Annotated in this window: 16 protein-coding genes and 2 pseudogenes; 7 read left to right on the top strand and 11 right to left on the bottom strand. The window is 54.9% G+C overall.

Annotated features, from left to right (window positions below; all coding sequences use genetic code 11):
• Nucleotides 1–21 precede the first annotated feature (21 nt).
• From ASD8599_RS02320 to ASD8599_RS02305, 5 genes and pseudogenes are all read right to left on the bottom strand, one after another.
• On the bottom strand, nt 22–1,242 hold the full coding sequence (locus ASD8599_RS02320; RefSeq protein WP_108827043.1) for a phenylacetate--CoA ligase family protein: 1,221 nt from the start codon (nt 1,240–1,242) through the stop codon (nt 22–24).
• A gap of 43 nt (nt 1,243–1,285) precedes the next feature.
• Nucleotides 1,286–2,110 (bottom strand): ABC transporter ATP-binding protein, encoded by an 825-nt coding sequence (locus tag ASD8599_RS02315; RefSeq protein WP_108829962.1) that lies wholly within the window; start codon nt 2,108–2,110, stop codon nt 1,286–1,288.
• Between the two features lie 69 nt (nt 2,111–2,179).
• Entirely contained in the window at nt 2,180–3,457 is a 1,278-nt protein-coding gene (locus tag ASD8599_RS02310) for an ABC transporter substrate-binding protein (RefSeq protein ID WP_108827042.1), read from the bottom strand.
• A gap of 73 nt (nt 3,458–3,530) precedes the next feature.
• A pseudogene (locus ASD8599_RS20540) lies at nt 3,531–3,680 on the bottom strand (branched-chain amino acid ABC transporter permease); the annotation flags it as partial.
• Nucleotides 3,681–3,857: 177 nt separating this feature from the next.
• Nucleotides 3,858–4,790: pseudogene (locus ASD8599_RS02305) on the bottom strand (branched-chain amino acid ABC transporter permease); the annotation flags it as partial.
• Between the two features lie 183 nt (nt 4,791–4,973).
• Here ASD8599_RS02305 and ASD8599_RS02300 point away from each other — a divergent pair.
• Entirely contained in the window at nt 4,974–5,294 is a 321-nt protein-coding gene (locus ASD8599_RS02300) for a hypothetical protein (RefSeq protein WP_146188177.1), read from the top strand.
• Here the strand turns inward: ASD8599_RS02300 and ASD8599_RS02295 are convergent, their stop codons facing one another.
• The 4 genes from ASD8599_RS02295 to ASD8599_RS02280 all read right to left on the bottom strand — a co-directional run bounded on the left by ASD8599_RS02295 (nt 5,295) and on the right by ASD8599_RS02280 (nt 9,633).
• A complete protein-coding gene (locus ASD8599_RS02295) occupies nt 5,295–6,281 on the bottom strand; it encodes a branched-chain amino acid ABC transporter permease (protein ID WP_108827040.1) in 987 nt (328 codons plus the stop codon).
• Nucleotides 6,282–6,296: 15 nt separating this feature from the next.
• Nucleotides 6,297–6,788 (bottom strand): hypothetical protein, encoded by a 492-nt coding sequence (locus tag ASD8599_RS02290; protein ID WP_146188176.1) that lies wholly within the window; start codon nt 6,786–6,788, stop codon nt 6,297–6,299.
• Entirely contained in the window at nt 6,781–7,599 is an 819-nt protein-coding gene (locus ASD8599_RS02285; RefSeq protein WP_108827038.1) for an ABC transporter ATP-binding protein, read from the bottom strand. Before ASD8599_RS02285 ends, ASD8599_RS02290 begins: the two co-directional genes overlap by 8 nt.
• A gap of 63 nt (nt 7,600–7,662) precedes the next feature.
• Nucleotides 7,663–9,633 (bottom strand): AMP-binding protein, encoded by a 1,971-nt coding sequence (locus ASD8599_RS02280; RefSeq protein ID WP_108827037.1) that lies wholly within the window; start codon nt 9,631–9,633, stop codon nt 7,663–7,665.
• A gap of 295 nt (nt 9,634–9,928) precedes the next feature.
• On the opposite strand from ASD8599_RS02280, the gene ASD8599_RS02275 reads away from it, so the two are divergent.
• The 3 genes from ASD8599_RS02275 (at nt 9,929) to ASD8599_RS02265 (ending at nt 12,866) form a co-directional block, all read left to right on the top strand.
• A complete protein-coding gene (locus ASD8599_RS02275; protein ID WP_108827036.1) occupies nt 9,929–11,836 on the top strand; it encodes a PAS-domain containing protein in 1,908 nt (635 codons plus the stop codon).
• Nucleotides 11,833–12,534: a response regulator transcription factor gene (locus ASD8599_RS02270; protein ID WP_108827035.1), complete on the top strand. Its 702-nt coding sequence runs from the start codon at nt 11,833–11,835 to the stop codon at nt 12,532–12,534. The genes ASD8599_RS02275 and ASD8599_RS02270 overlap by 4 nt, the downstream gene beginning before the upstream one ends.
• A gap of 104 nt (nt 12,535–12,638) precedes the next feature.
• Nucleotides 12,639–12,866 carry a WGR domain-containing protein gene (locus tag ASD8599_RS02265; protein ID WP_108827034.1) on the top strand — a complete coding sequence of 76 codons (228 nt, stop codon included), beginning with the start codon at nt 12,639–12,641 and terminating at the stop codon, nt 12,864–12,866.
• On the opposite strand, the gene ASD8599_RS02260 is transcribed toward ASD8599_RS02265, so the two are convergent.
• Entirely contained in the window at nt 12,863–14,050 is a 1,188-nt protein-coding gene (locus ASD8599_RS02260) for a Zn-dependent hydrolase (RefSeq protein ID WP_108827033.1), read from the bottom strand. The two genes, ASD8599_RS02265 and ASD8599_RS02260, sit on opposite strands and share 4 nt — an antisense overlap.
• Before the next feature lie 87 nt (nt 14,051–14,137).
• Between ASD8599_RS02260 and ASD8599_RS02255 the strand changes: the two genes are divergently transcribed.
• Nucleotides 14,138–15,841 carry an Hsp70 family protein gene (locus ASD8599_RS02255; protein ID WP_108827032.1) on the top strand — a complete coding sequence of 568 codons (1,704 nt, stop codon included), beginning with the start codon at nt 14,138–14,140 and terminating at the stop codon, nt 15,839–15,841.
• Nucleotides 15,831–16,997, top strand: coding sequence for a hypothetical protein (locus tag ASD8599_RS02250; RefSeq protein WP_108827031.1), 1,167 nt, complete (start codon nt 15,831–15,833; stop codon nt 16,995–16,997). The genes ASD8599_RS02255 and ASD8599_RS02250 overlap by 11 nt, the downstream gene beginning before the upstream one ends.
• Nucleotides 16,998–17,076: 79 nt before the next feature.
• Here the strand turns inward: ASD8599_RS02250 and fdhF are convergent, their stop codons facing one another.
• Nucleotides 17,077–19,839: a formate dehydrogenase subunit alpha gene (gene fdhF, locus ASD8599_RS02245; protein WP_108827030.1), complete on the bottom strand. Its 2,763-nt coding sequence runs from the start codon at nt 19,837–19,839 to the stop codon at nt 17,077–17,079.
• Between the two features lie 212 nt (nt 19,840–20,051).
• Between fdhF and ASD8599_RS02240 the strand changes: the two genes are divergently transcribed.
• Nucleotides 20,052–20,705 (top strand): histidine phosphatase family protein, encoded by a 654-nt coding sequence (locus ASD8599_RS02240; protein WP_108827029.1) that lies wholly within the window; start codon nt 20,052–20,054, stop codon nt 20,703–20,705.
• Nucleotides 20,706–20,713: the final 8 nt, after the last annotated feature.

Here is a 20,713-nt window from a genome sequence, read left to right as displayed (position 1 = left end):
CCGCGCCTCAAAACAAGGCCCTCAGTCGTAGCTGCGTTGGTCTTCAATAACCAACCCGTCTTTTGGCAAACTACCGGGTGCACAAATCTCTACGCGGCCTTTCATTTTCAAGGTCTCAATGACGCTGGATGCATAGGTGTCCACTGTGCCGCCGCTACTTTCCACATGGACCGTAAGCACATCCATTTCACCCTCGCGAGAGGCCACAACGCGCGCTTTACCCACTTCAGCGTGGCGAGCCACAAGGGCCGCGACCTGCTCGGGACGCACAAACATCCCCTTGATCTTGGTGGTTTGATCGGCCCGCCCCATCCAGCCTTTGATCCGCATGTTGGTGCGACCACACGGGCTTGTCCCCTCCATCACGGCGCTCATGTCGCCGGTCGCAAATCGGATCAGCGGATAATTGGGGTTCAAAGACGTGACGACAATTTCACCCACCTCGCCCGGCGCCACAGGATCACCTGTGCCGGGGGTGACGATTTCCACGATCACGCCTTCGTCGACGATCATGCCACCTGTCGCGTCGCTTTCATAAGCGATGTTGCCCAGATCGGCAGTCGCATAGCATTGCAAACACGCGATGCCGCGGTCCGCATACCAGCTGCGCAACGATGGAAACAACGCACCGCCACCGACGGCGGCTTTGGAAATGCCCAAGGACACACCCATTTCGTCGGCTTTTTCCAGAATGATCTTCAGATAGTCAGGCGTGCCCGCATAGGCCGTCGCACCCACATCCCGACCAGCAATGACCTGCAATTCTGTTTGGCCGGTGCCCGCAGGCAAAACGGTAGCGGATACGGCACGCGCACCGCTTTCAAACATGTGGCCTGCAGGGGTCAGGTGATACCCAAAACAGTTTTGCACAACGTCGCCTTGTCCGATGCCAGCGGCATGCAAAAAGCGTCCCATGCGCCACCAGTCAGCACCTGTGTGGCCGGGTTCATAGATTGGCCCCGGTGATTGAAACACATGGGAAAACCCGTCTGCAGGCGCAGCAGCAAACCCCCCAAACGGGGCGGCAACGCCCTGCGCGGCACCCAATTCCGATTTGCGCAGCACAGGCAACGCCGCCAATGCTGCAGCATCCGTGACGGACGCGGCATCAACACCAGAAAGACTGTGTGCGTACCCCGCCAACGCCTGTGCGCGTGCGATTTGTTGTGGCAAAGCCACCGCCATATCAGCAGCCCGCGCATCAGCGCTGCGGCTTTCTAAATCATCAAAATACGCAGCCATTGGCGTCACTTTCTTTGAAACGGTCAGGTCAGGGAAAAGCGGATTAGCTCAGCCAACGCTTGCGACGACGATAAGACCGTACATCGCGGAAGGACTTTCGGCCTTCGTCCGACATGCCCAGATAGAATTCTTTCACGTCGGGGTTTTCGCGCAATTCGGCGGCAGGACCGTCCATAACCACGCGACCCGATTCCAGAATGTAGCCGTAATGCGCAAAGCGCAGCGCCACATTTGTGTTTTGCTCAGCCAGCAAGAATGTCTTGCCTTCGCCTTCATTGATCGACTTCACGATCTCAAAAATCTGTTCCACCAGTTGCGGCGCCAACCCCATTGACGGTTCATCCAGCAGGATCGTTTCCGGTCGCGACATCAACGCACGGCCAATGGCACACATTTGTTGTTCGCCACCTGACGTGTAACCCGCCTGCGACTTACGACGCTCACGCAAACGCGGAAAATAGTCATAGACCATCTCAAGATCTTGCGCGATGGCCGCGTTGCCATCCTTGCGGGTGTAGGCACCTGTCAGAAGGTTTTCTTCTACCGTCAGGTGTTCGAAACAATGACGGCCTTCCATAACTTGCACGACACCGCTTTTCACGGTCTCAGCGGGATCTTGATGTTGGATGATGCCACCACGGTACTTGATGGACCCCTTGGTGACTTCGCCACGCTCAGAGGCCAAAAGACCAGAGATCGCTTTCAGAGTGGTCGTCTTGCCCGCGCCATTGCCGCCCAACAAAGCGGTGATACCGCCTTTGGGTACCTTCAGGCTCACGCCTTTCAACACAAGGATCACGTGATTGTAGATCACTTCAATGTTGTTGACCTCCAACAAGGCCTCGTCTGTATGTGCGCCGTCCAGCATGTTCATCTCATCCCAAATACTCAAAGAGCCCCGGCGGCAACGACAGGCCGCCGCCGGGTGTAGTACAGCTTAGTTACAGCTTGCTTCGATGTTGTTCTCGGCTGCATAGGCGGCTGAGTCTTCGTCGATCAGTGGCTGAATGACATCCATGTCGGATGGTGCGAAGTTGTTGATCAAAGACCAGGTTTTCGCAGATGCATCCCATTGCGTCATACCAACAAGGCCGGGGCCACCGTGGTTTTCGCAAGACACGTTGAACTCAGGACCAAAGCCCGGCAAACCAAGGGCCGCCATCTTTTCTTCGGTGATGACCAGTGCTTCCATACCGTCGCGCATCATCGCAGGTGTGATGTCTGCCACGCCATGGATTTCTTGCGCCGTTTTAGCAGCTTCAGCAGCCAGCATCGCGGCATACAGACCACGGTTGTACAAGACAGTACCGATCTGGTCACCGTTGCCTGCGGCATTGCCCGCATCCACAACGTGCTTCTGGATGTCCGCAAAGACAGGGAAGTCATTGCCAACACCATGGAATGTCAGTGCTTTGTAACCGTTGGCTTTTTCGCCGGCGGGCAACACGTCGTTCTCAGACCCCGACCACCAGATGCCGATGAAGTTTTCCATGTCGTAACGGATGTTCGCAGCTTCTTGAACCGCAACTTGGTTCATGACGCCCCAGCCATACATGATGACATTGTCTGGCTTTTCACGACGGATTTGCAGCCACTGGGATTTCTGTTCCTGACCTGGGTGGTCAACAGGCAGCAAAACCAATTCAAAACCATGCTTCTTGGACAGTTCTTCCAAGGTCCGGATCGGCTCTTTGCCGTAAGCAGAGTTGTGATAAACCAGCGCGATTTTCTTGCCAGAGATGTCGCCTTGTTCCATCAAATAGTTGATGGCACCGGATGCACCGTTCCAGTAGTTCGCAGGGTAGTTAAAGACGTTCGAGAACACTTTGCCGTTTGCGGCAGAGGTACGACCATAACCCATGGAGTGGATCGGAATACCGTCCGCTGTGGCTTTCGGGATCAACTGGTACGTGATGCCTGTGGACAGCGGTTGATACACCAACGCGCCTTCGCCTTTGGTGCTCTCATAGCATTCAACGCCTTTTTCGGTGTTGTAGCCGGTTTCACATTCCAGAACGTTGGCCATAACGCCACCGATGCCGCCATCGCGGGCATTCAGCATGTTGAAATAGTCAGCGTAGCCATCTGCAAACGGGATACCACCCGCGGCATATGGGCCAGTCCGGTAGCTTAGCGATGGAAAGACAAGGTCCGCCATCACAGGGCTTGCGGCCATCACTGCCGCAACTGCGGCTGTTCCTAGTTTCATTTTCATCGGTATTCCTCCCTTGGTGTTCCGATTTTTCGTAAGGTGGGGTTCACCCCACCCATTCTTGGTGGACGCGCCCTTAGTGCGGGAACGGCCACAATCTCAGTTTCTCTTTGGCGACGCGCCACAACTGGGCGATGCCGTGCGGCTCTGCGATCAAAAAGATGATGATCAATGCGCCAACAATAACAAGCTGCAAATGCGCGACGATGTCCGTGGGCCAGCCCATACCGCCAATTGTGATGGTGTAGGCGATGAAGGCCGCGATCATGGCAAAGATCCAACCCACCATGCCGTTGTCGGGCACGCCGCGTTTGAAAATGGCGGCCCGCAGCATCATAACGAAGCTAACCAACAAAGCGGCCAGAAACACATAGCCAAAGGCATATTGCAGGGTAGAGATATCTCCATCCGAATCCGCCAGCATGATTTTCAACAACACCGGCAGCACCACCAAAAAGGCGGCACCGGCAAAGGCGCCAAAGATTGATCCAAGGCCACCGATGATGATCATGAACAACACAATAAAGGATTTCTGGATGCCAAAAGCTTCACCAACTTCAACAGCGCCCAGATACACCGAGAAAAACAGCGCACCGGATATGCCGATGAAGAAAGAGCTGACAGCAAAGGCGCTCAACTTAGAGGCCAAGGGGTTCACACCGATGATCTCGGCGGCAATGTCCATATCACGGATGGCCATCCATTTGCGTCCAAATGACCCGCGTGTCAGGTTGCGGGCAATGACCGCACTCAGAACCACAAAGAACAGACAAAACATGTACTCTGCCCAAGCGGATGAATTGGGACCTGTGATGATGACACCAAAGACCTCACGCTCGGGCGCGTTGATCTGACCTGAAGCCGAGTAGTTGTAGAACCAGGATACACGGTTGAACAACCAAACCAAAAAGAACTGCGCGGCCAGGGTCGCAACGGCCAGATAAAAGCCTTTGATGCGCAACGACGGCAAACCGAACAACACGCCAACGCCTGCAGTAATCAGCCCGGCGATCAAGACATGGATCAACATGCTGACATCGGGAAAGGCGGTCATCAGTTTGTAACACGCATACGCGCCCACAGCCATGAAACCACCGGTGCCCAAAGACACCTGCCCGCAATAGCCTGTCAGGATGTTCAGCCCGATGGCAGCGATCGCATAGATCAGGAAGGGCAGAAAAATGGCGCTGACCCAATAGTCGTTTGCCAGCAACGGAATGACAACGGCTGCAACAAACAGCACAAAATAATACCGGTACCGGTCGAACTTGATCGGAAACGTCTGACTGTCTTCAGGATATGTGGTGCTGAAATCACCTGCTTCACGGTAAAACATTAACCCATTCCTCCGCAGATCACATTGGATCCATCTTCATCTCGCAAATTAAACCTCGGGGTTTGGGGCAGGGCCCCAAGTCCGCAGCGCACCGCATTAACCAACAGTTCAGGTTTCCGCGTTTTGCCACATTCTGCCCCATTTCCTTTGGCACCTTGGCCACGGGAAAAGTGAGTGGATGCCATGACGGCAATTTTAAAAGAACTGCGGCTGCTGGAAGCCGAACACGCGCGTGGCCGGATCACAGACGCGGATCTTGCACGGCGCAAGGCAGAATTGATGAAAGACATCCCCGATGCATTCGAGGTGGCCAACACAGATGTTGAACCCACACCTGCATCGGACAACAATTCGTGGGACATGCTTGCGCTCTTGCTCATCGCCGCGGCCCTCTGCGGATCAGCCGTTTTGCTGATCGTCGGTGACATCTTCATGGCAATGACCTTCGGCATCACCGTGCTGGCCGCGCTCACCATCAAGCTGTTCCTATCCATCGAGGATTGATCACACGCGTTCAATGATCTTCTCCCCAAACAGGCCCTGCGGACGGAACACCAAGAAGATCAGCGCCAGAACGTAAGCAAACCAGTTTTCGGTCGCACCACCCAACATCGGACCAAGTGCAAATTCAAACAGCTTCTCGCCCACACCGATGATCAAGCCACCCACGATGGCGCCCGGAATGGACGTAAAGCCACCCAGCATCAAAACTGGCAAAGCCTTCAAAGCGATCAGGGACAGCGAAAACTGCACGCCCGATTTTGCGCCCCACATGATGCCAGCAACCAGGGCGACAAAACCTGCCACAGACCAGACCAAAATCCAGATGTAGTTCAGCGAAACCCCGACAGACAATGCCGCTTGGTGATCATCGGCAACCGCACGCATGGCACGGCCTTGTTTTGTATACTGGGAAAATAGCACCAAAACCGTGACCAGAAGGATTGCAATGACGGTCGCAACAATATCCAGATTGTCGATGAAGAAGCCGTAATCAAAGATATTATACGTTGCCTCGTCGATCCACAGGTTAATGCCTTGCGGCAAACCTACATCCATCTTCTTGATCTCGGATCCCCACATCAGATCGCCGACGCCCTCAAGGAAATAGGCAAGGCCAATGGTGGCCATGAACAGGATGATTGGCTCCTGGCCCACCAAATGACGGAAAATCAAACGCTGCACCAGAATGGCAAACCCAACCATAACAGCCATGGTAAGCAGGATCGCGACCAAGGCCGGAACTTCCCAACCAAAGTGGTGGATTTTTGTGCCAAAAGTCGCATTGATCAGATGGGAAAACGGCACTTGCCCTTCCATGATCCCCACAAGGGTCAGGGCCGCGAAAAGCGCCATAACCCCTTGGGCATAGTTGAAGATCCCCGAAGCTTTAAAGATCAAAACGAACCCCAAAGCGACAAGCGCATATAGCACCCCGGCCATCAGACCGTTGAGGAACACTTCCATCGCAAAGATTAACTGCTCAGGCATAGGCCCACTCTCCCATTAACTCTCTAGGTCCGTTTCAAGAACGTAGTATTGCGTAATTTCGTTAGACCGATGGATTCGGACGGCAATCCTAGGCTCAATCCATTCATTGCTCGCAAACCAATCGTCGTTGTCCATTGTCATCGGCACATACCGCCCACTTTTGAGACTGGCTTCTACCCAGGCTCCCGCTTCGTCCGGACTATTTTCGCGACCAATCACAGCGCAAAATCGTGTTCCTGCAATTTCGCCTGTCGACATGCTGATAAACGGCTCATCGAACCCGTCAAATGCCGCAACGGTCCCATCTTGCAATCCCAAAACAAGACCATCCACATCCGCCGACGCCTGTTTCTCAAACGGCATCAAACACCGAGCCTCAAATTCACCCCACGCACCGGCCTGCGCCGTTGCGCCGAACATCGTTGCCGTGCACGCAGCGGGAATACACATGCCATACGCGACGCATACGCCCCGCATACGCTGTATTCCGGCCCGAATATCAGTCATGCGATACGCCCAAATAGGCATCAATCACGTCCTGATTGTTACGCACCTCATCCGGTGTGCCGTCGCCAATCTTTTTGCCGTAATCCATCACCACAACACGGTCCGACAGGTCCATAACGACCCCCATATCGTGTTCGATCAGCGCAATTGTGGTGCCAAATTCATCATTCATCGACAGGATAAAGCGGCTCATGTCCTCTTTTTCCTCGACGTTCATCCCCGCCATCGGCTCATCCAAAAGCAACAGGTTCGGTTCCGCCGCCAAGGCGCGGGCCAATTCTACACGCTTCTTCAAACCGTAAGGCAGACGCGCTACGGGCGTCTTGCGAATGGCCTGAATTTCTAGGAAATCGATAATCTTTTCAGCAACTTCCCGGTTTTCAGTCTCTTCCGCCTCAGCACGCCCTTTCCAAAGCGCCTGTGAAAACATACCCGTCTTCATATGGGTCAAACGCCCGGTCATAACGTTATCAAGAACGCTCATACCCTCAAACAAAGCAATGTTCTGGAAGGTCCGCGCAATGCCTTGCCGCGCAACTTCGAACGGTTTCATCGCGGGCCGCGGTGCGCCCTTGTACAAAACTTGCCCCTCTTGCGGGACATAGAAACCGGAAATCACGTTCAACATGGATGATTTGCCAGCTCCATTAGGGCCAATAATTGCGCGAACCTCACCCTCACGAATATCAAAAGAGATATCCTTGATCGCTTCGACACCGCCGAACCGCAGGGTAATATTTTGCATTTCCATGACAACAGGCCCAATCTGGCGCCCATCCGCGGTCACATATCCGTCCGCCTGATCAAGCATGAAACCGATCCCTCTTCATCTCGCTAAATAAACCTCCGCCGGAGGCTCCAACGTCAAAATCCATCATTCCGCAGCCATTTTTTGCGCCACGGGTTGCACCGCCGCACTGCGAATATCCAACGTCGCGGAAATCGCACCTTTGCGACCGTCCTCATACGTCACTTCCGTGGTGGTCGAAACGTCAGTGGACCCATTGTACAGGGCATCAATAATATCCGAGAACTTGTCCTCGATTATCCGGCGACGGACTTTTTGCGTCCGGGTCAGTTCGCCGTCGTCCGCGTCCAACTGCTTGTGCAACACAACAAAACGATGGATCTGGCAGTCGGACAGCATCTCGTCTTGCGCAACAGAGACGTTGACCTCTTCGACATGGGACTGGATCGTAGCAACGACCTCCGGGTGTCCGGCCAGTTCCTGATAAGACGCATACGCAATGTTGTTGCGTTCCGCCCAGTTGCCGACTGCATTCAAGTCGATATTGATAAAGGCCGTGCATTCATCGCGCTCGTTTCCGAACACAACTGCTTCCAGAATATTGGGGAAAAACTTTAGTTTGTTCTCAACATACTTAGGCGCAAACATCGATCCAGATGCCATTTTCCCCACATCTTTTGCACGGTCGATGATGCGCAAGTGACCCGAGCTTTCCTCGATGAAACCCGCGTCTCCCGTCGCAACCCAACCTTCGGCGTCTTTCGTGTCGGCTGTGCTGTCTGCGTTTTTGTAGTATTCAACAAAAACGCCGGGGCTGCGGTAAAACACCTCGCCATTGTCAGCGATACGCAATTCAACACCGGGGCACTGAACACCGACTGTATCGGACCGCACTTGGCCATCTGGTTGCGCTGTGATGAACACGGTGGCTTCGGTCTGACCGTAAAGCTGTTTCAGATTGATACCCAAAGACCGGTAAAAATCAAAGATTTCGGGCCCGATGGCCTCACCTGCAGTATAGCCGACGCGGACACGCGAAAATCCCAGGGTATTCTTCAAAGGCCCGTACACCATCAACTCGCCGATATTGTACAAAAGACGGTCAGATGCGCTGACGCTTTCGCCGTCCAAAATCGCTGGCCCAACGCGACGTGCCACGCCCATAAAATAGTCAAACAGGCGTTTTTTGAAAGGTGACGCGTCTTCCATGCGGATCATCACATTGGTCAACTGGGTCTCGAAAACGCGGGGCGGTGCGAAATAATAGGTTGGTCCGATTTCACGCAAATCGGTGTGCATTGTTTCGGCGCTTTCAGGGCAGTTTGTACAAAACCCTGTCCACAACGCCTGCCCCACAGAAAAGATAAAGTCACCGACCCAAGCCATCGGCAAATAGGCCAATATGCTATCAGACTGCCGCAAGCCGTCGAATTCGGATGATGATTTGGACGTCTCAATCACATTGCGATTGGACAAGACGACACCCTTGGGCTTGCCGGTTGTGCCGGATGTATAAAGCATCACGCAAGTGCTGTCGTAGTCCAGCTTGGCGATGCGAGACTTCATCTCTGGCTCAAGGGCGCTCCGCTTTTCACGGCCCGCAGCCTGCACTGCACTATACTGAGTCAGGGCGGAATGATCGTATTTGCGCAGACCGCGTGGGTCCAGATAAATCATAGCCTCGAAATCAGACAAGTCTGCCTGAACTTCCATAACCTTATCGACCTGTTCCTGATCGCCCGCGATGACAAAACGGGCACCACAGTGGGATAAGGTATATGCCATCTCCTCCGCGGCGGCGTCCTGATATAAGGGAACCGGAATAGCGCCGACCATTTGCGCGGCCATCATGGACCAATACAAATACGGGCGGTTGCGCCCGATTACGGCGATAAAATCACCTTCTGCAACGCCCAGATCCAACAAACCAAGCGCCAAAGCCTCAACCTCTTCGCAGGTTTGCGACCATGTCCAGCTTTGCCAAATCCCGAACTCTTTTTCACGATACGCAGGCGCGTTACCGAATTCAGATGCGTTGCGATACAAAAGCGCCGGTACGGACACCAGCCCGTTTGCGCCATTAGACGTTTTAGACAATTCTACTTCCTCCCAAACCAACCACTCCCACGGTCGGCCCCGATCGCTCAGGCGATTCTTTGATCCCCCAAGGATGATGAGAACAGACTGGGCGTCAACTTTTTCCTGAAGTTTTCCCAAACCTTTCGAATTGTAACAGGGCAAAATCGACGCTTGATCTTAAGCGGAACAGCCCCCCACAGTACCAGCACCCGGCTGCGCCCAAAGGGCAAAGACGGGGATTTGTCATGCGCGTCAGCGCCCCTCTTCTTCAAACCGCCACATCAAAGCGTGTGCATCACCAAGAGTCCAAGCAGTGCCCCAAACCCGTTCAGACACACAGACGTTGACTGCCGCAGGCCTCAATCTGATCGGGCAGGCTTTGACCATTTACGACCACGACCTGAAACTTGCGGTATGCAACGCACCGTTCCAGCAAATGTTCAATTTACCCGACAAGCTTGTGACACCCGGGGCCACGTTTGAAGAGACAATTCACCACCTTGCGACACTGGGCGAATACGGGCCTGTCGACGACGTCGACGACTTTGTGCGTGAACGCGCCGAAGTGGCCCGCGCCTTTCACCCCCACTACATGGAACGCACCCGCGCGAACGGGCGCACGATTTCTGTCGAAGGATCGCCCCTGCCAAACGGCGGATGGGTGACAGTTTACACCGACATAACCCCCAGCAAACAACAAGAAGCGCTTTTGCGCGCACGTTCCGAAGAACTTTCGGATCAGGTATTGGCACATGCAGAAGAACTGGCCTCGACCAACCGTGCGCTTGCTGCAACTGTAAGTGCGCTTGAAGAAACAAAGCGCCACCTGACCGATCTCGAAGCGCGGACCCGCCTGACAACCGAAATGATGCCCGCGCATATCGCGCATGTCAGCAAAAGCGGGCACTATACATTCTCTAATAACCGTCTGTCCGGCATCGTGCCGGGCCGCCCCAGCGATATTCTGGGACACCATATCGCAGACATTCTTGGGCCGTTCATTTATGCCCGCATCGAAGACCAACTTGCCTTGGCCTATGCGGGGCAGGACGCTTTGACCGAATTCACAGACATAGACAGCGCCCGCAGGATCAGGGTGGCCTTTGCGCCGGATGCAAACGGCGGGGCCTATATCCTATCGACAGACGTGACAGAAGAAACCCAAGCCCGTGTCGCACTGCAACAATCCCGCAGGCGCGCATTAGCGGCGCAGCTAACATCGGGATTGGCACATGATTTTTCCAATCTTTTGACTATTATCCTTGGGCTACAATCCAAGCTCGCCCGTATGGGTACCCTGCCCGACGACGCCCATCCTTTGGTTGAAGGCACAATGGCAGCCGCAAAACGCGGCGGGCAACTGCTTGGAAGTATTGCCGACATGACGGGACAGCGCATTCCACGCCCGCGTGCCACACATCTGGAAGGCTTGTTGCAAGACTTGCAAACCCTCACAGAGCCTACGCTGCCACAAGGTGTGACACTGTCGATTCACAACGCAGGGCCGCAATCGCCTGTGCTCGTCGATCCAGGTGCCGTTCAAGACAGCCTCGTCAATTTGATCCTGAACGCCCGCGATGCTTGTGGGGCAGCAGGAGAAATCACTTTGAACGTTGAAACAGTACAAGACACATGGATTGATTTTACAGTCAGCGACACCGGTTCCGGATTTTCCGACGCGGCACTGGAGCAGGCATTTGACCCGTTTTTCAGCACCAAAGGCAGCGAGGGATCCGGGCTGGGATTGCCCATGGTCTATGACATCACCAAACTGGCGGGTGGTGATGTGCGTGTGCGCAATACCGCAAAAGGCGGGGCAGCGGTGCATATGCGTTTGCCGCTCAGATATAGCCCCTCCACCCAAGGTGGGTTGGCCTTGCTGGTCGAAGACAACAGCGCGTTGCGGGATCTTTACCGCGAAATGTTGATGAACCTGCGCTTCTCGGTCATTGAGGCGACCAGTGTCGACGAAGCTGTAGCGCTTGTCGCAGACTTGCCTGATATCGCATTGGTGCTGTCGGACATTCGTTTGGAAGGACAAGCGACAGGTTTGGATTTAGCCGACAGATTAAAAGCCGCGCAAATTCCGGTAATATTGATGACTTCGCTTCCAATGTCGGACCCTTTGCACCAAGCCGCACAAAAGCGCGCTCCGGTCTTGTGCAAACCTTTTGACGAAGCCGCCCTGAAAATCCTGTTGACCCCGAAAGCTGCGACATGACCAAACCACTGGTAACTATTCTGGACGACGAACCTGCCATCCGGACAATGCTGGCCGATGCATTGGAAGACGCAGGGTTTCGAACGATCGGGTTCGGGCGGGCGCGTGAATTTGAAGCCGCCCTAAAGCACCAGACACCGGATGTGTGCCTTGTGGATCTGTCGCTGCCCGACACAGATGGGCTGACGGTGGTGCATAAGTTGGCACTGGAAAAAGGGGCCATCGTCATCATCATATCGGGGCGCGCCAAGGTGCAGGACAAAGTGACCGGACTGGAACTGGGGGCGGATGATTACATCATCAAACCTTTCGATCCGGCCGAAGTCGTGGCCCGCATCAGGGCGCGTCTGCGATCTAGCAAAGCAGAACCACAAAGCAGCAACTCAGCCATCTTCAACGGATGGGTGGCCCATTTCGACAGCTATCTCTTGGTTGATGCGCAAGGGGTTGAGACACCGTTTTCACATGCAGAAGGCGAAGTGCTACGCCTGTTTCTCAATAGCCCGAAGCGTCTGATCAGCCGCAGCCAAATGCAGCAAAGCCTTGGGGGGGCCGCTGGCGAAAGCTTTGACCGTGCCATGGATGTACGAATTTCAAGATTACGGACAAAATTGCGCGAAGATCCCAAAAACCCACAATTGATAAAGACGATCTATGGGGCAGGATACATCTTCCTCGGCGACGTTAGTTGGACATAAGGGCCAGGACGCACTTTCTTTTCGCCGAAAATATCCCGGGGGAGTCCGCAGGACGGGGGCAGAGCCCCCTTCACATCGCCAAAATCGCTGCTAGAATCACGACAATGCTCGACGTTGTCCTATATCGCCTTGGCCGCGCCGCCAGACCGCATTTCTACCGGGTGGAAATCGCAATGAACCTGTTTTCAGAAGTTTCGGTGTTGCGCGAATGGGGCATGCAAGGCGGTGCCCCTCGCGAGGTCATCACCTGTTATGGCAATCTGCGCGATGCGTCCGTCGCTGCGGATACGTTCCGCAAAAAAGCTTTGAAACGCGGATATGAACGCGGTTAAAGCGCTGAAACCGCATCTGCCAGAACAGACAGTCCCGCGACCAGATCCTTGCGCTCGGTGTCTTCCGCAAAATCGTGGCTGATCCCGTCAATCGATGGCACAAACACCATTGCCACAGGCATAAGACGCGCCACATTTGTAGCATCGTGCAATGCCCCTGACGGCATCGTTTGCCAGGCATTTGGCGCGGCACGTTGCGCCGCCAGCTCCAGCGCGCCGCGCAAACGTGCATCCATCGCCACTGGCTCAAGCCCAAGCATGTCGCCGAACTCAACCGTAAATCCACCAGCCTCAGCCACTTCAATGGCGGTGTCGCGCACAATCTTTTCCATCTGCGTCAAACGCGGCACATCCGCGTCACGCCATTGCATCGAAAACGTCGCACGGCCCGGTACAATTGACGACGCGTTGGGGTGCAATGTGACATGCCCGATGGTCCAAACCGTTTGTGGCGTTACCACATTGCGAAACCGGTCATTCAGCACTGCATTGAATTGTGACACAGCCTGAAAAGCGTCGCGGCGCAGCGCCATGGGTGTAGTCCCTGCGTGGTTTTGCTGCCCTCCAAAAGTGATCTTCATATCGCGAATACCCACGATGTCTGTCACTACACCAATCTGTAATCCACCTTGGTCCAGCGCCGGACCCTGTTCGATGTGCATTTCAATGAACCCGGTAAATCGGGACGGATCAACATGCGCACCCGCAACCGAAGCCATGGCTTTTCGCGCGTCCCCCAAAGCCACACCCGAATGATCGGTCAACTGATCCGCCACATCCAAAGACAACTGGCCAGACCAAACCGCACTTCCTGTTGTCACGCCAAACCGGCCCTCTTCATCCTGAAAGGAAACCACAGACACAGCAGGGCCGCCTTGTTCACGAGACGCCCGCGCAATTTCAAGTGCGGCAACAACACCCAAGGCGCCGTCCAGCCAACCGCCTTCGGGCTGGCTGTCGCTGTGTGACCCCAGCAAAAGGGATGGACCATCAACCAAACCGAACAGATTGCCCATCGCATCGAACGCCGGCGTCAATCCTGCGTCCTCCATCCGCGTCGCCAACCAGTGACGCGCCGCGATGTCTGCGTCCGAATACGCAGGGCGCACAACCCCGGTGCCTTGCGCCCCAAAGCTGCGCAGGTGGTCCAGATCTTGCAAAAAACGGTCTGCATCAACGATCATTTGGCGCAATTCCTTTGGATTGGTTGACCCAGTGAGACGGGCAGTAAATAACGAAGGCACACTAACCGCGCATGCAAAGGCCTGTCTATGGAACATCCACCCATCGGGATTGATCTGGGAACAACAAATTCGCTGATTGCGGTCTTTGAGGACGGGGCGCCGCGGCTGCTATCCAATGTTTTGGGCCATCCACTGACCCCGTCCGTGGTGTCCATGGATGGCAAGGACGTGTTGGTCGGTGAAGCGGGCCGCGACCGTTTGGCCACGCATCCACGCGACACGGCGGCGGCCTTCAAGCGATCCATGGGGACCGACAAAGTGTTTTCGTTGGGTGGCAAACGCCTGCGCGCAGAGGAATTGTCTGCGTTGGTTCTGCGCAAGCTGAAAGAAGACGCGGAACAAGCCCTGGGGATGCCCATCCGCGATGTGGTTGTGTCGGTGCCCGCTTATTTCAACCAATCCCAACGCCAAGCGACAATGGCGGCTTGCGCCATGTGCGAATTGAACCCTGTACGGTTGGTGAATGAACCGACAGCTGCGGCATTGGCGTATGGCCTGCAAGATCGGGACGGCGAAAGCCAGTTTCTGGTGTTTGATCTTGGCGGCGGTACATTTGATGTCACGGTATTGGAACATTTTGATGGTGTGATGGAAGTAAAAGCGTCATCTGGCGATGCCTTTTTGGGCGGAGAAGATTTTTCCGAAGCGTTGGCCAAAGGGCTGGCCGACAAGATCAACAGCCCTTGGGCCAAACTTGGCAGCGATGACCAGAACCATTTGCGCTTTGTGGCCGATGGGCTGAAACGGCGTCTGGGAACAGCGGACAGCCACGACATCACCCTGAAACTTGGCGACGAAAACCACGATCTGACAATCACCCGCACCTTCTTTGAAACGGCGTGCTCTGGCCTGTTGAAACGGCTGCTGCGCCCCATTGAACGTTGTTTTTATGACAGCAATGAAAGCATGGAGACGCTGGACCGTGTCGTTTTTGTTGGCGGTGCCACCCGTATGCCGATGATCCGCCAACTGGTGGCACGACAATTCAAAAAACTGCCTGATATGTCCATTGACCCGGATCACGCGGTGGCACTTGGGGCCGCCATCCAAGCCGGGCTTGTGGCTGAAGATCGCGCATTGGACGATGTGGTCATGACAGATGTTAGCCCTTTTTCTGTCGGTATCGAAACCGCAACCCAATTGCGCGACGGATCTTCCATGGAAGGGTTCTTCACCCCAATTATTGAACGTAACACAGCCCTGCCCGCCAGCCGCGAGCGGTCATTTTCCACTATGGCGGACAACCAGACGGTACTTGGGGTTGATGTTTATCAGGGCGAAGCCCCAATGGTGTCTGACAACGTCCATCTGGGGCGTTTCGACCTGACGGTGCCCCGCGCCAAGGCCGGCATGGAAAGCATGATGGTGCGGATCACCTACGATCCGTCCGGTCTGATCGACGTGGAAGCCGTATCCACATCAACCGGCAAAAAAGCAGGTGTTGTGATCCGTGACAACGTCGTGGGCCTTAGCGACGCTGACATAAAATACAAGCTAAAAGCGATGCAAAAACTAAAGCTGCACCCGCGTGAAGATGAAGAAAACACAGCCCTTCTGGCGCGGATCAAACGCCTTTATGAAATGGCGTCCGGCGATGATCGCACCATGGTGCAAAACCTGCTGGTTGAATTCGAAACCGCATTGACCAAACAAGACCCTGACCTGATTGAAACGACCCGCGGCGAAATTTCCGAGATCCTGAACCGCATCGACGACTACTATGTCAGCTGAATGGCCGTGGTCCGAATTGGATCTGGACGGGCGAACCGATGTGCGATCGGTTAAACGCGCCTACGCCCAAAAATTGAAAACCATCGACCGCAACGACGCTAATGTCTTTCAAAGCCTGCGCACGGCCTTCGATGAGGCCAAGTTTCTAGCCAGCGCCACCCCAAGTCCCAAAAAACCCAGTATGCGGCAAGCAGCAAACGGGGTGGAAAACGTGCCTGGCGTTGTGTCTTACACCTTCGATTTCGACGATCTTCCGGCAGCGTCGCAGCCCGAACCAGACCCCAACCCGCAATCCGAAGTACCTGACCTTTCCGACGCACCGCTGGACTTGGATGCAGAAGACACAATCGCCCCCCTTCAAACCGCGATGTCGACCACATCCAACCCTTGGTTCAAACCGGAAGCAGAACCTCAAAGCGACGCAGACAAAGAAGCCGATTTTTTCCGGGATCTCGCAGCAACTTATGACACAGGCGTGTGGAAGCTGGCCCCGCTTCAAAACATACTTGAACGCGACATCGCCATGGATCGTGGTGTTCGGGATCACGCAGAATATCTATTGTTTGAACGTCTGCGCGAAGCTGTTGTGGAAGAGGAACGTTCCATTTCGCAAGGTGTCGCCAAGCTGATGGAACAGAACTTTGGATGGGCCAGCGACGGCGTTCGGTTCAACAAGAAATTTGGCTGGCATGAAGGCTCGGAGCTGGTGGCCTATGACGTGGCGCGGGCCGTGCAAACGCAAAACGTCAAGGCCCCTCCGCGTCCCCAAAAGACACCGCTACATGCCAAGCGTGCCCGCATTTTCATGTGTTTGATTATGTATATGGGGGGCGTCTTTGTTCTTTATCCAGATGGGCTTACGGCGGAAATCTTTCTGTTCGGAACCTTCGTTGCAGCCATCAGTTTCGCCATCGTTTGGTGTTTTGTTTTGTTCCTCTATTACTGGAGCAACGCCCTGATCGGCGTGCTCCGTCGAATTGGTATGATCGACCGATACATCACGCGGGTTTGGCAAGCGTCAGTGGAACGCGCCGCATGGTTCGACCGCATTGACACGGTCCTTCACTTGCCCGGTCCAAGGTCTACACTGTTGTTTAGCGTCTCCTGCGCAATAACGCTTTTGGTGCTGATCTCTTGGGGGCTGTCGCGAATTTAGCGGCTTGATGTTATGCCAAAAACAAAAAAGGCGCAGAGTGTCCCCTGCGCCATTTTTTTGCAAATTTTCGCGTGTAGGATCACTCAGCCGCAATCGCACCTTCCGCTTTCTCGACCTTCACAGCAGAGAATTTGAATTCGGGAATTTTGCCGTAGGGATCAATCGCAGGGTTCGTTAGGATATTCGCCGCCGCTTCTACAAATGCGAAAGGCAAAAACACCATGTCAGGGGCCACCGCACGGTCCATCCGCGCCATGATCTCGATAGAACCGCGCTTGGTCGTCAGGCGCACATGGCCACCCGGCTCCACACCCAGCTTGCGCAAGGTAGAAGGATGCAAGGAACAGTTTGCTTCAGGCTCTAACCCATCCAGCACGCTTGCACGGCGGGTCATGGACCCCGTGTGCCAATGCTCAAGCTGACGACCTGTGGTGAGGATCATCGGATAATCCGCATCCGGCGTATCATCCGGCGCAATCACGTTTGCAGGGGTGAACCGTGCGCGCCCTTCAGGACGCGGGAAGCCATCCCCAAACACAACGGCTTGGCCCGGATCTGTTGGGGTCAATGACGGGTAGGTCACGGCCTCAGTCGCCAAACGGTCCCAGGTGATGTTGTCCAAGCTGCGCATGTTCACCTTCATCTCAGCGAACACCTCAGAAGGGTCTGTGTAGGTCCAAGGCAAACCGCAGCGCTTGGCCAGTTCGACTTCGATCCACCAGTCTTCACGCGCGTCGCCAGGGGGCGTGACCGCAGGGCGCACGCGTTGCACCTGACGGTTGGTGTTGGATACTGTGCCCGACTTTTCATAGAGCGCCGAGGCTGGCAAAATCACATCCGCATAGTTGGCGGTTTCGGTGATGAAAATATCCTGCACCACCAGATGATCCAGCTTCGCCAAAGCGTCCCGCGCATGTTCCACATCAGGGTCCGACATGGCCGGGTTTTCGCCCAAGACATACATCGCCTTGATGTTGCCCGCATGAACATCATCCATGATCTCGGTGACGGTCAGGCCCTTCTCGGCTGAGAAGTCGTCCGACCCCCAAACTTCGGTAAAGGCAGATCGCACACCATCATCCATGACCGACTGATAATCCGGCAAGAACATTGGCACGAGGCCCGCATCAGACGCACCTTGCACGTTGTTCTGACCGCGCAATGGGTGCAATCCAGACCCCGGACGGCCCACTTGGCCCGTCATCAGAGCCAGGGAAATCAAACAACGCGAATTGTCCGTGCCGTGAATGTGCTGGCTGACCCCCATACCCCAGAAAATCATACCCGCTTTGGCACCGGCAAAATCACGGGCCACAGCGCGCAAGGTTTCTGCATCAATGCCGCAAATCTCGGACATCTTTTCGGGTGTGAAGTTCTTCAGATGCTCTTTTTCAGCATCCCAGTTTTCGGTGTAGGCGTCGATGTACTGCTGGTCGTACAGACCCTCTTCGACGATCACATGCATGATTGCGTTCAACATGGACACATCCGCGCCCGGACGGAACTGCAGCATATGCGTCGCAAAACGCTTCAGCGCCTGACCACGCGGGTCCATCACGATCAATTTGCCACCGCGTTTGGTGAACTGCTTGAAATAGGTCGCCGCAACGGGATGGTTTTCAATCGGGTTCGCGCCAATAACGATGGCAACGTCCGCGTTTTCAATCTCGTTGAAGGTCGCAGTCACGGCGCCAGAGCCTACGTTCTCGATCAAGGCGGAAACGGAAGACGCATGACAAAGCCGCGTACAGTGATCGACGTTGTTGTGCTTGAAACCCTCGCGGATGAATTTCTGAAACAGATACGCTTCTTCATTGGTGCACTTGGCGGACCCAAAGCCCGCTACTTCACGACCGCGGCCCTTCAGCCCATTGGCGGCGGCATCCAGCGCCTCGTCCCAAGTTGCTTCACGGAAATGCGTCTGCCAGTTGCCGGGATCCACGTTCAGCCCCTTCGCAGGCGCATCATCGCGGCGGATCAAAGGCTTGGTCAGGCGGTGGTTGTGGTGGATGTAGTCATAGCCAAAGCGGCCTTTCACACACAGACGACCTTCGTTCGCAGGGCCATTGATGCCCTCAACGTATTTCACCTTGCCATCTTTGACCTTGATCGAAATCTGGCACCCAACACCACAAAACGCACAAACGCTTTCGGTCTCGGAATCAAAATCCTTGCTGTCGCCAACCCCTGCGCCTTCCGTCACGGCGGCGGGCATCAAGGCACCCGTTGGGCAGGCCTGCACACATTCGCCACAAGCCACACAAGTCGATGCACCCATCGGGTCCGCCATATCAAATGTGGGATAGCTGTCGTGACCACGGCCCGACATGCCGATCACATCGTTGACCTGAACCTCGCGGCACGCACGGACACACAAGCCACAAGAAATACAAGCGTCCAGGTTCACAGACATCGCGACGTGTGAATCATCCAACAAGGGAATGCGGCCTTCCTCAAGCTTAGGAAAGCGGCTCTCAGACACGCCATTCAAGTCCGCCATGTCCCACATGTGCGCGGATTTGTCATGGGCCACATCGCGGTCGGGAAGATCAGAAACCAACATCTCGACAACCATCTTGCGGGCACTTTCGGCACGCGCAGAATTGGTCGTCACAACCATGCCTTCGGATGGTTCACGGATGCAGGATGCGGCCAAAGTGCGTTCGCCCTCGATCTCGACCATGCACGCGCGGCAATTGCCATCGGGGCGATACCCCGGCGCCGGCTTGTGACACAAATGCGGGATCACCAAGCCACGGCCATTAGCCACTTCCCAGATGCTTAGACCTGCGTCCGCTTCAACTTCCACACCATCCAGAGTGAATTTTACCGTGCCAGACATGCCGCGCTCCTTATGCCGTCGCGTCCTCATAGCAAATTTCGCAAAGCGTAAGGACTCCCAATCCCGACACAGAGGGCCGAATTTGCGCCACGCCTGTTTCCGATATGGCACATTCCTCCCTGCTTCATCTCGCAAAATAAACCTTCCCCGGAGGGTCCAGCACCTTCCGCACGCGGCAACACTGGCCTATCAAGGAAAAAACAGGAGCCCCAATGTCGCACATAACTTTGATCCGCCACGGACAAGCCAATTCGGAAGCGAAGGATGAAGCCAGCTACGACCAACTCAGCACATTGGGTGCACAGCAATCCAAATGGCTTGGGCAACATCTAAAACAGACCAAAAGCCATCATATGCGGCTTTTCACAGGGACACTTCAACGGCACATAGAAACCGCAAACAACATGGATACAGGGTTAGAGCCGATACGCGACAAGCGGCTGAATGAACTGGAATATTTCACTTTGGCGCAAGCCTTGGAAAAAGAACACGGCGTTCCCATGCCAGCCGCACAGCCAGATTTCGCGCACCACCTGCCCAAGGTTTTTGCGGCGTGGAAGGACGGTATTCTAAACGGTGCGCCCGAAACTTTTGAGGCGTTTGAAACCCGCGTAAACGGCGCAATCAATGACATTGCTCAGGGCGATGGCCCTGCATTGGTGGTCACATCTGGCGGGCTGATTTCAATGGTGATGCGCCAGCATCTGAAACTGGACATATCGTCCATGGCAAATGTGGCTTTGGCGATTATGAACACTTCTATACACCGGTTGTATCCGGTGGGTGGTACGTGGTCCCCTGTGATGTTCAACGCCGTGCCTCACCTTGAAGATCCAACGCGGCACCACGCCCAAACACACGTCTGAAGGATGCA

Origin of the sequence: Ascidiaceihabitans donghaensis (genome assembly GCF_900302465.1) — a bacterium.
GTDB lineage: Bacteria > Pseudomonadota > Alphaproteobacteria > Rhodobacterales > Rhodobacteraceae > Ascidiaceihabitans > Ascidiaceihabitans donghaensis.
The sequence above is the reverse complement of the archived record's forward strand: the minus strand, read 5'-3'. Positions and strand labels throughout refer to the sequence as shown.

Excerpts from the sequence above, each read along its gene's own strand:
- ASD8599_RS02310 (WP_108827042.1), bottom strand. The coding sequence starts at position 3,457 with ATGAAAATGAAACTAGGAACAGCCGCAGTTGCGGCAGTGATGGCCGCA.
- fdhF (WP_108827030.1), bottom strand. The coding sequence starts at position 19,839 with ATGTCTGGCACGGTAAAATTCACTCTGGATGGTGTGGAAGTTGAAGCG.
- ASD8599_RS02260 (WP_108827033.1), bottom strand. The coding sequence starts at position 14,050 with ATGATCGTTGATGCAGACCGTTTTTTGCAAGATCTGGACCACCTGCGC.
- ASD8599_RS02315 (WP_108829962.1), bottom strand. The coding sequence starts at position 2,110 with ATGCTGGACGGCGCACATACAGACGAGGCCTTGTTGGAGGTCAACAAC.
- ASD8599_RS02255 (WP_108827032.1), top strand. The coding sequence starts at position 14,138 with ATGGAACATCCACCCATCGGGATTGATCTGGGAACAACAAATTCGCTG.
- ASD8599_RS02240 (WP_108827029.1), top strand. The coding sequence starts at position 20,052 with ATGTCGCACATAACTTTGATCCGCCACGGACAAGCCAATTCGGAAGCG.
- ASD8599_RS02285 (WP_108827038.1), bottom strand. The coding sequence starts at position 7,599 with ATGCTTGATCAGGCGGACGGATATGTGACCGCGGATGGGCGCCAGATT.
- ASD8599_RS02270 (WP_108827035.1), top strand. The coding sequence starts at position 11,833 with ATGACCAAACCACTGGTAACTATTCTGGACGACGAACCTGCCATCCGG.
- ASD8599_RS02290 (WP_146188176.1), bottom strand. The coding sequence starts at position 6,788 with ATGACTGATATTCGGGCCGGAATACAGCGTATGCGGGGCGTATGCGTC.
- ASD8599_RS02250 (WP_108827031.1), top strand. The coding sequence starts at position 15,831 with ATGTCAGCTGAATGGCCGTGGTCCGAATTGGATCTGGACGGGCGAACC.
- ASD8599_RS02265 (WP_108827034.1), top strand. The coding sequence starts at position 12,639 with ATGCTCGACGTTGTCCTATATCGCCTTGGCCGCGCCGCCAGACCGCAT.
- ASD8599_RS02320 (WP_108827043.1), bottom strand. The coding sequence starts at position 1,242 with ATGGCTGCGTATTTTGATGATTTAGAAAGCCGCAGCGCTGATGCGCGG.
- ASD8599_RS02295 (WP_108827040.1), bottom strand. The coding sequence starts at position 6,281 with ATGCCTGAGCAGTTAATCTTTGCGATGGAAGTGTTCCTCAACGGTCTG.
- ASD8599_RS02300 (WP_146188177.1), top strand. The coding sequence starts at position 4,974 with ATGACGGCAATTTTAAAAGAACTGCGGCTGCTGGAAGCCGAACACGCG.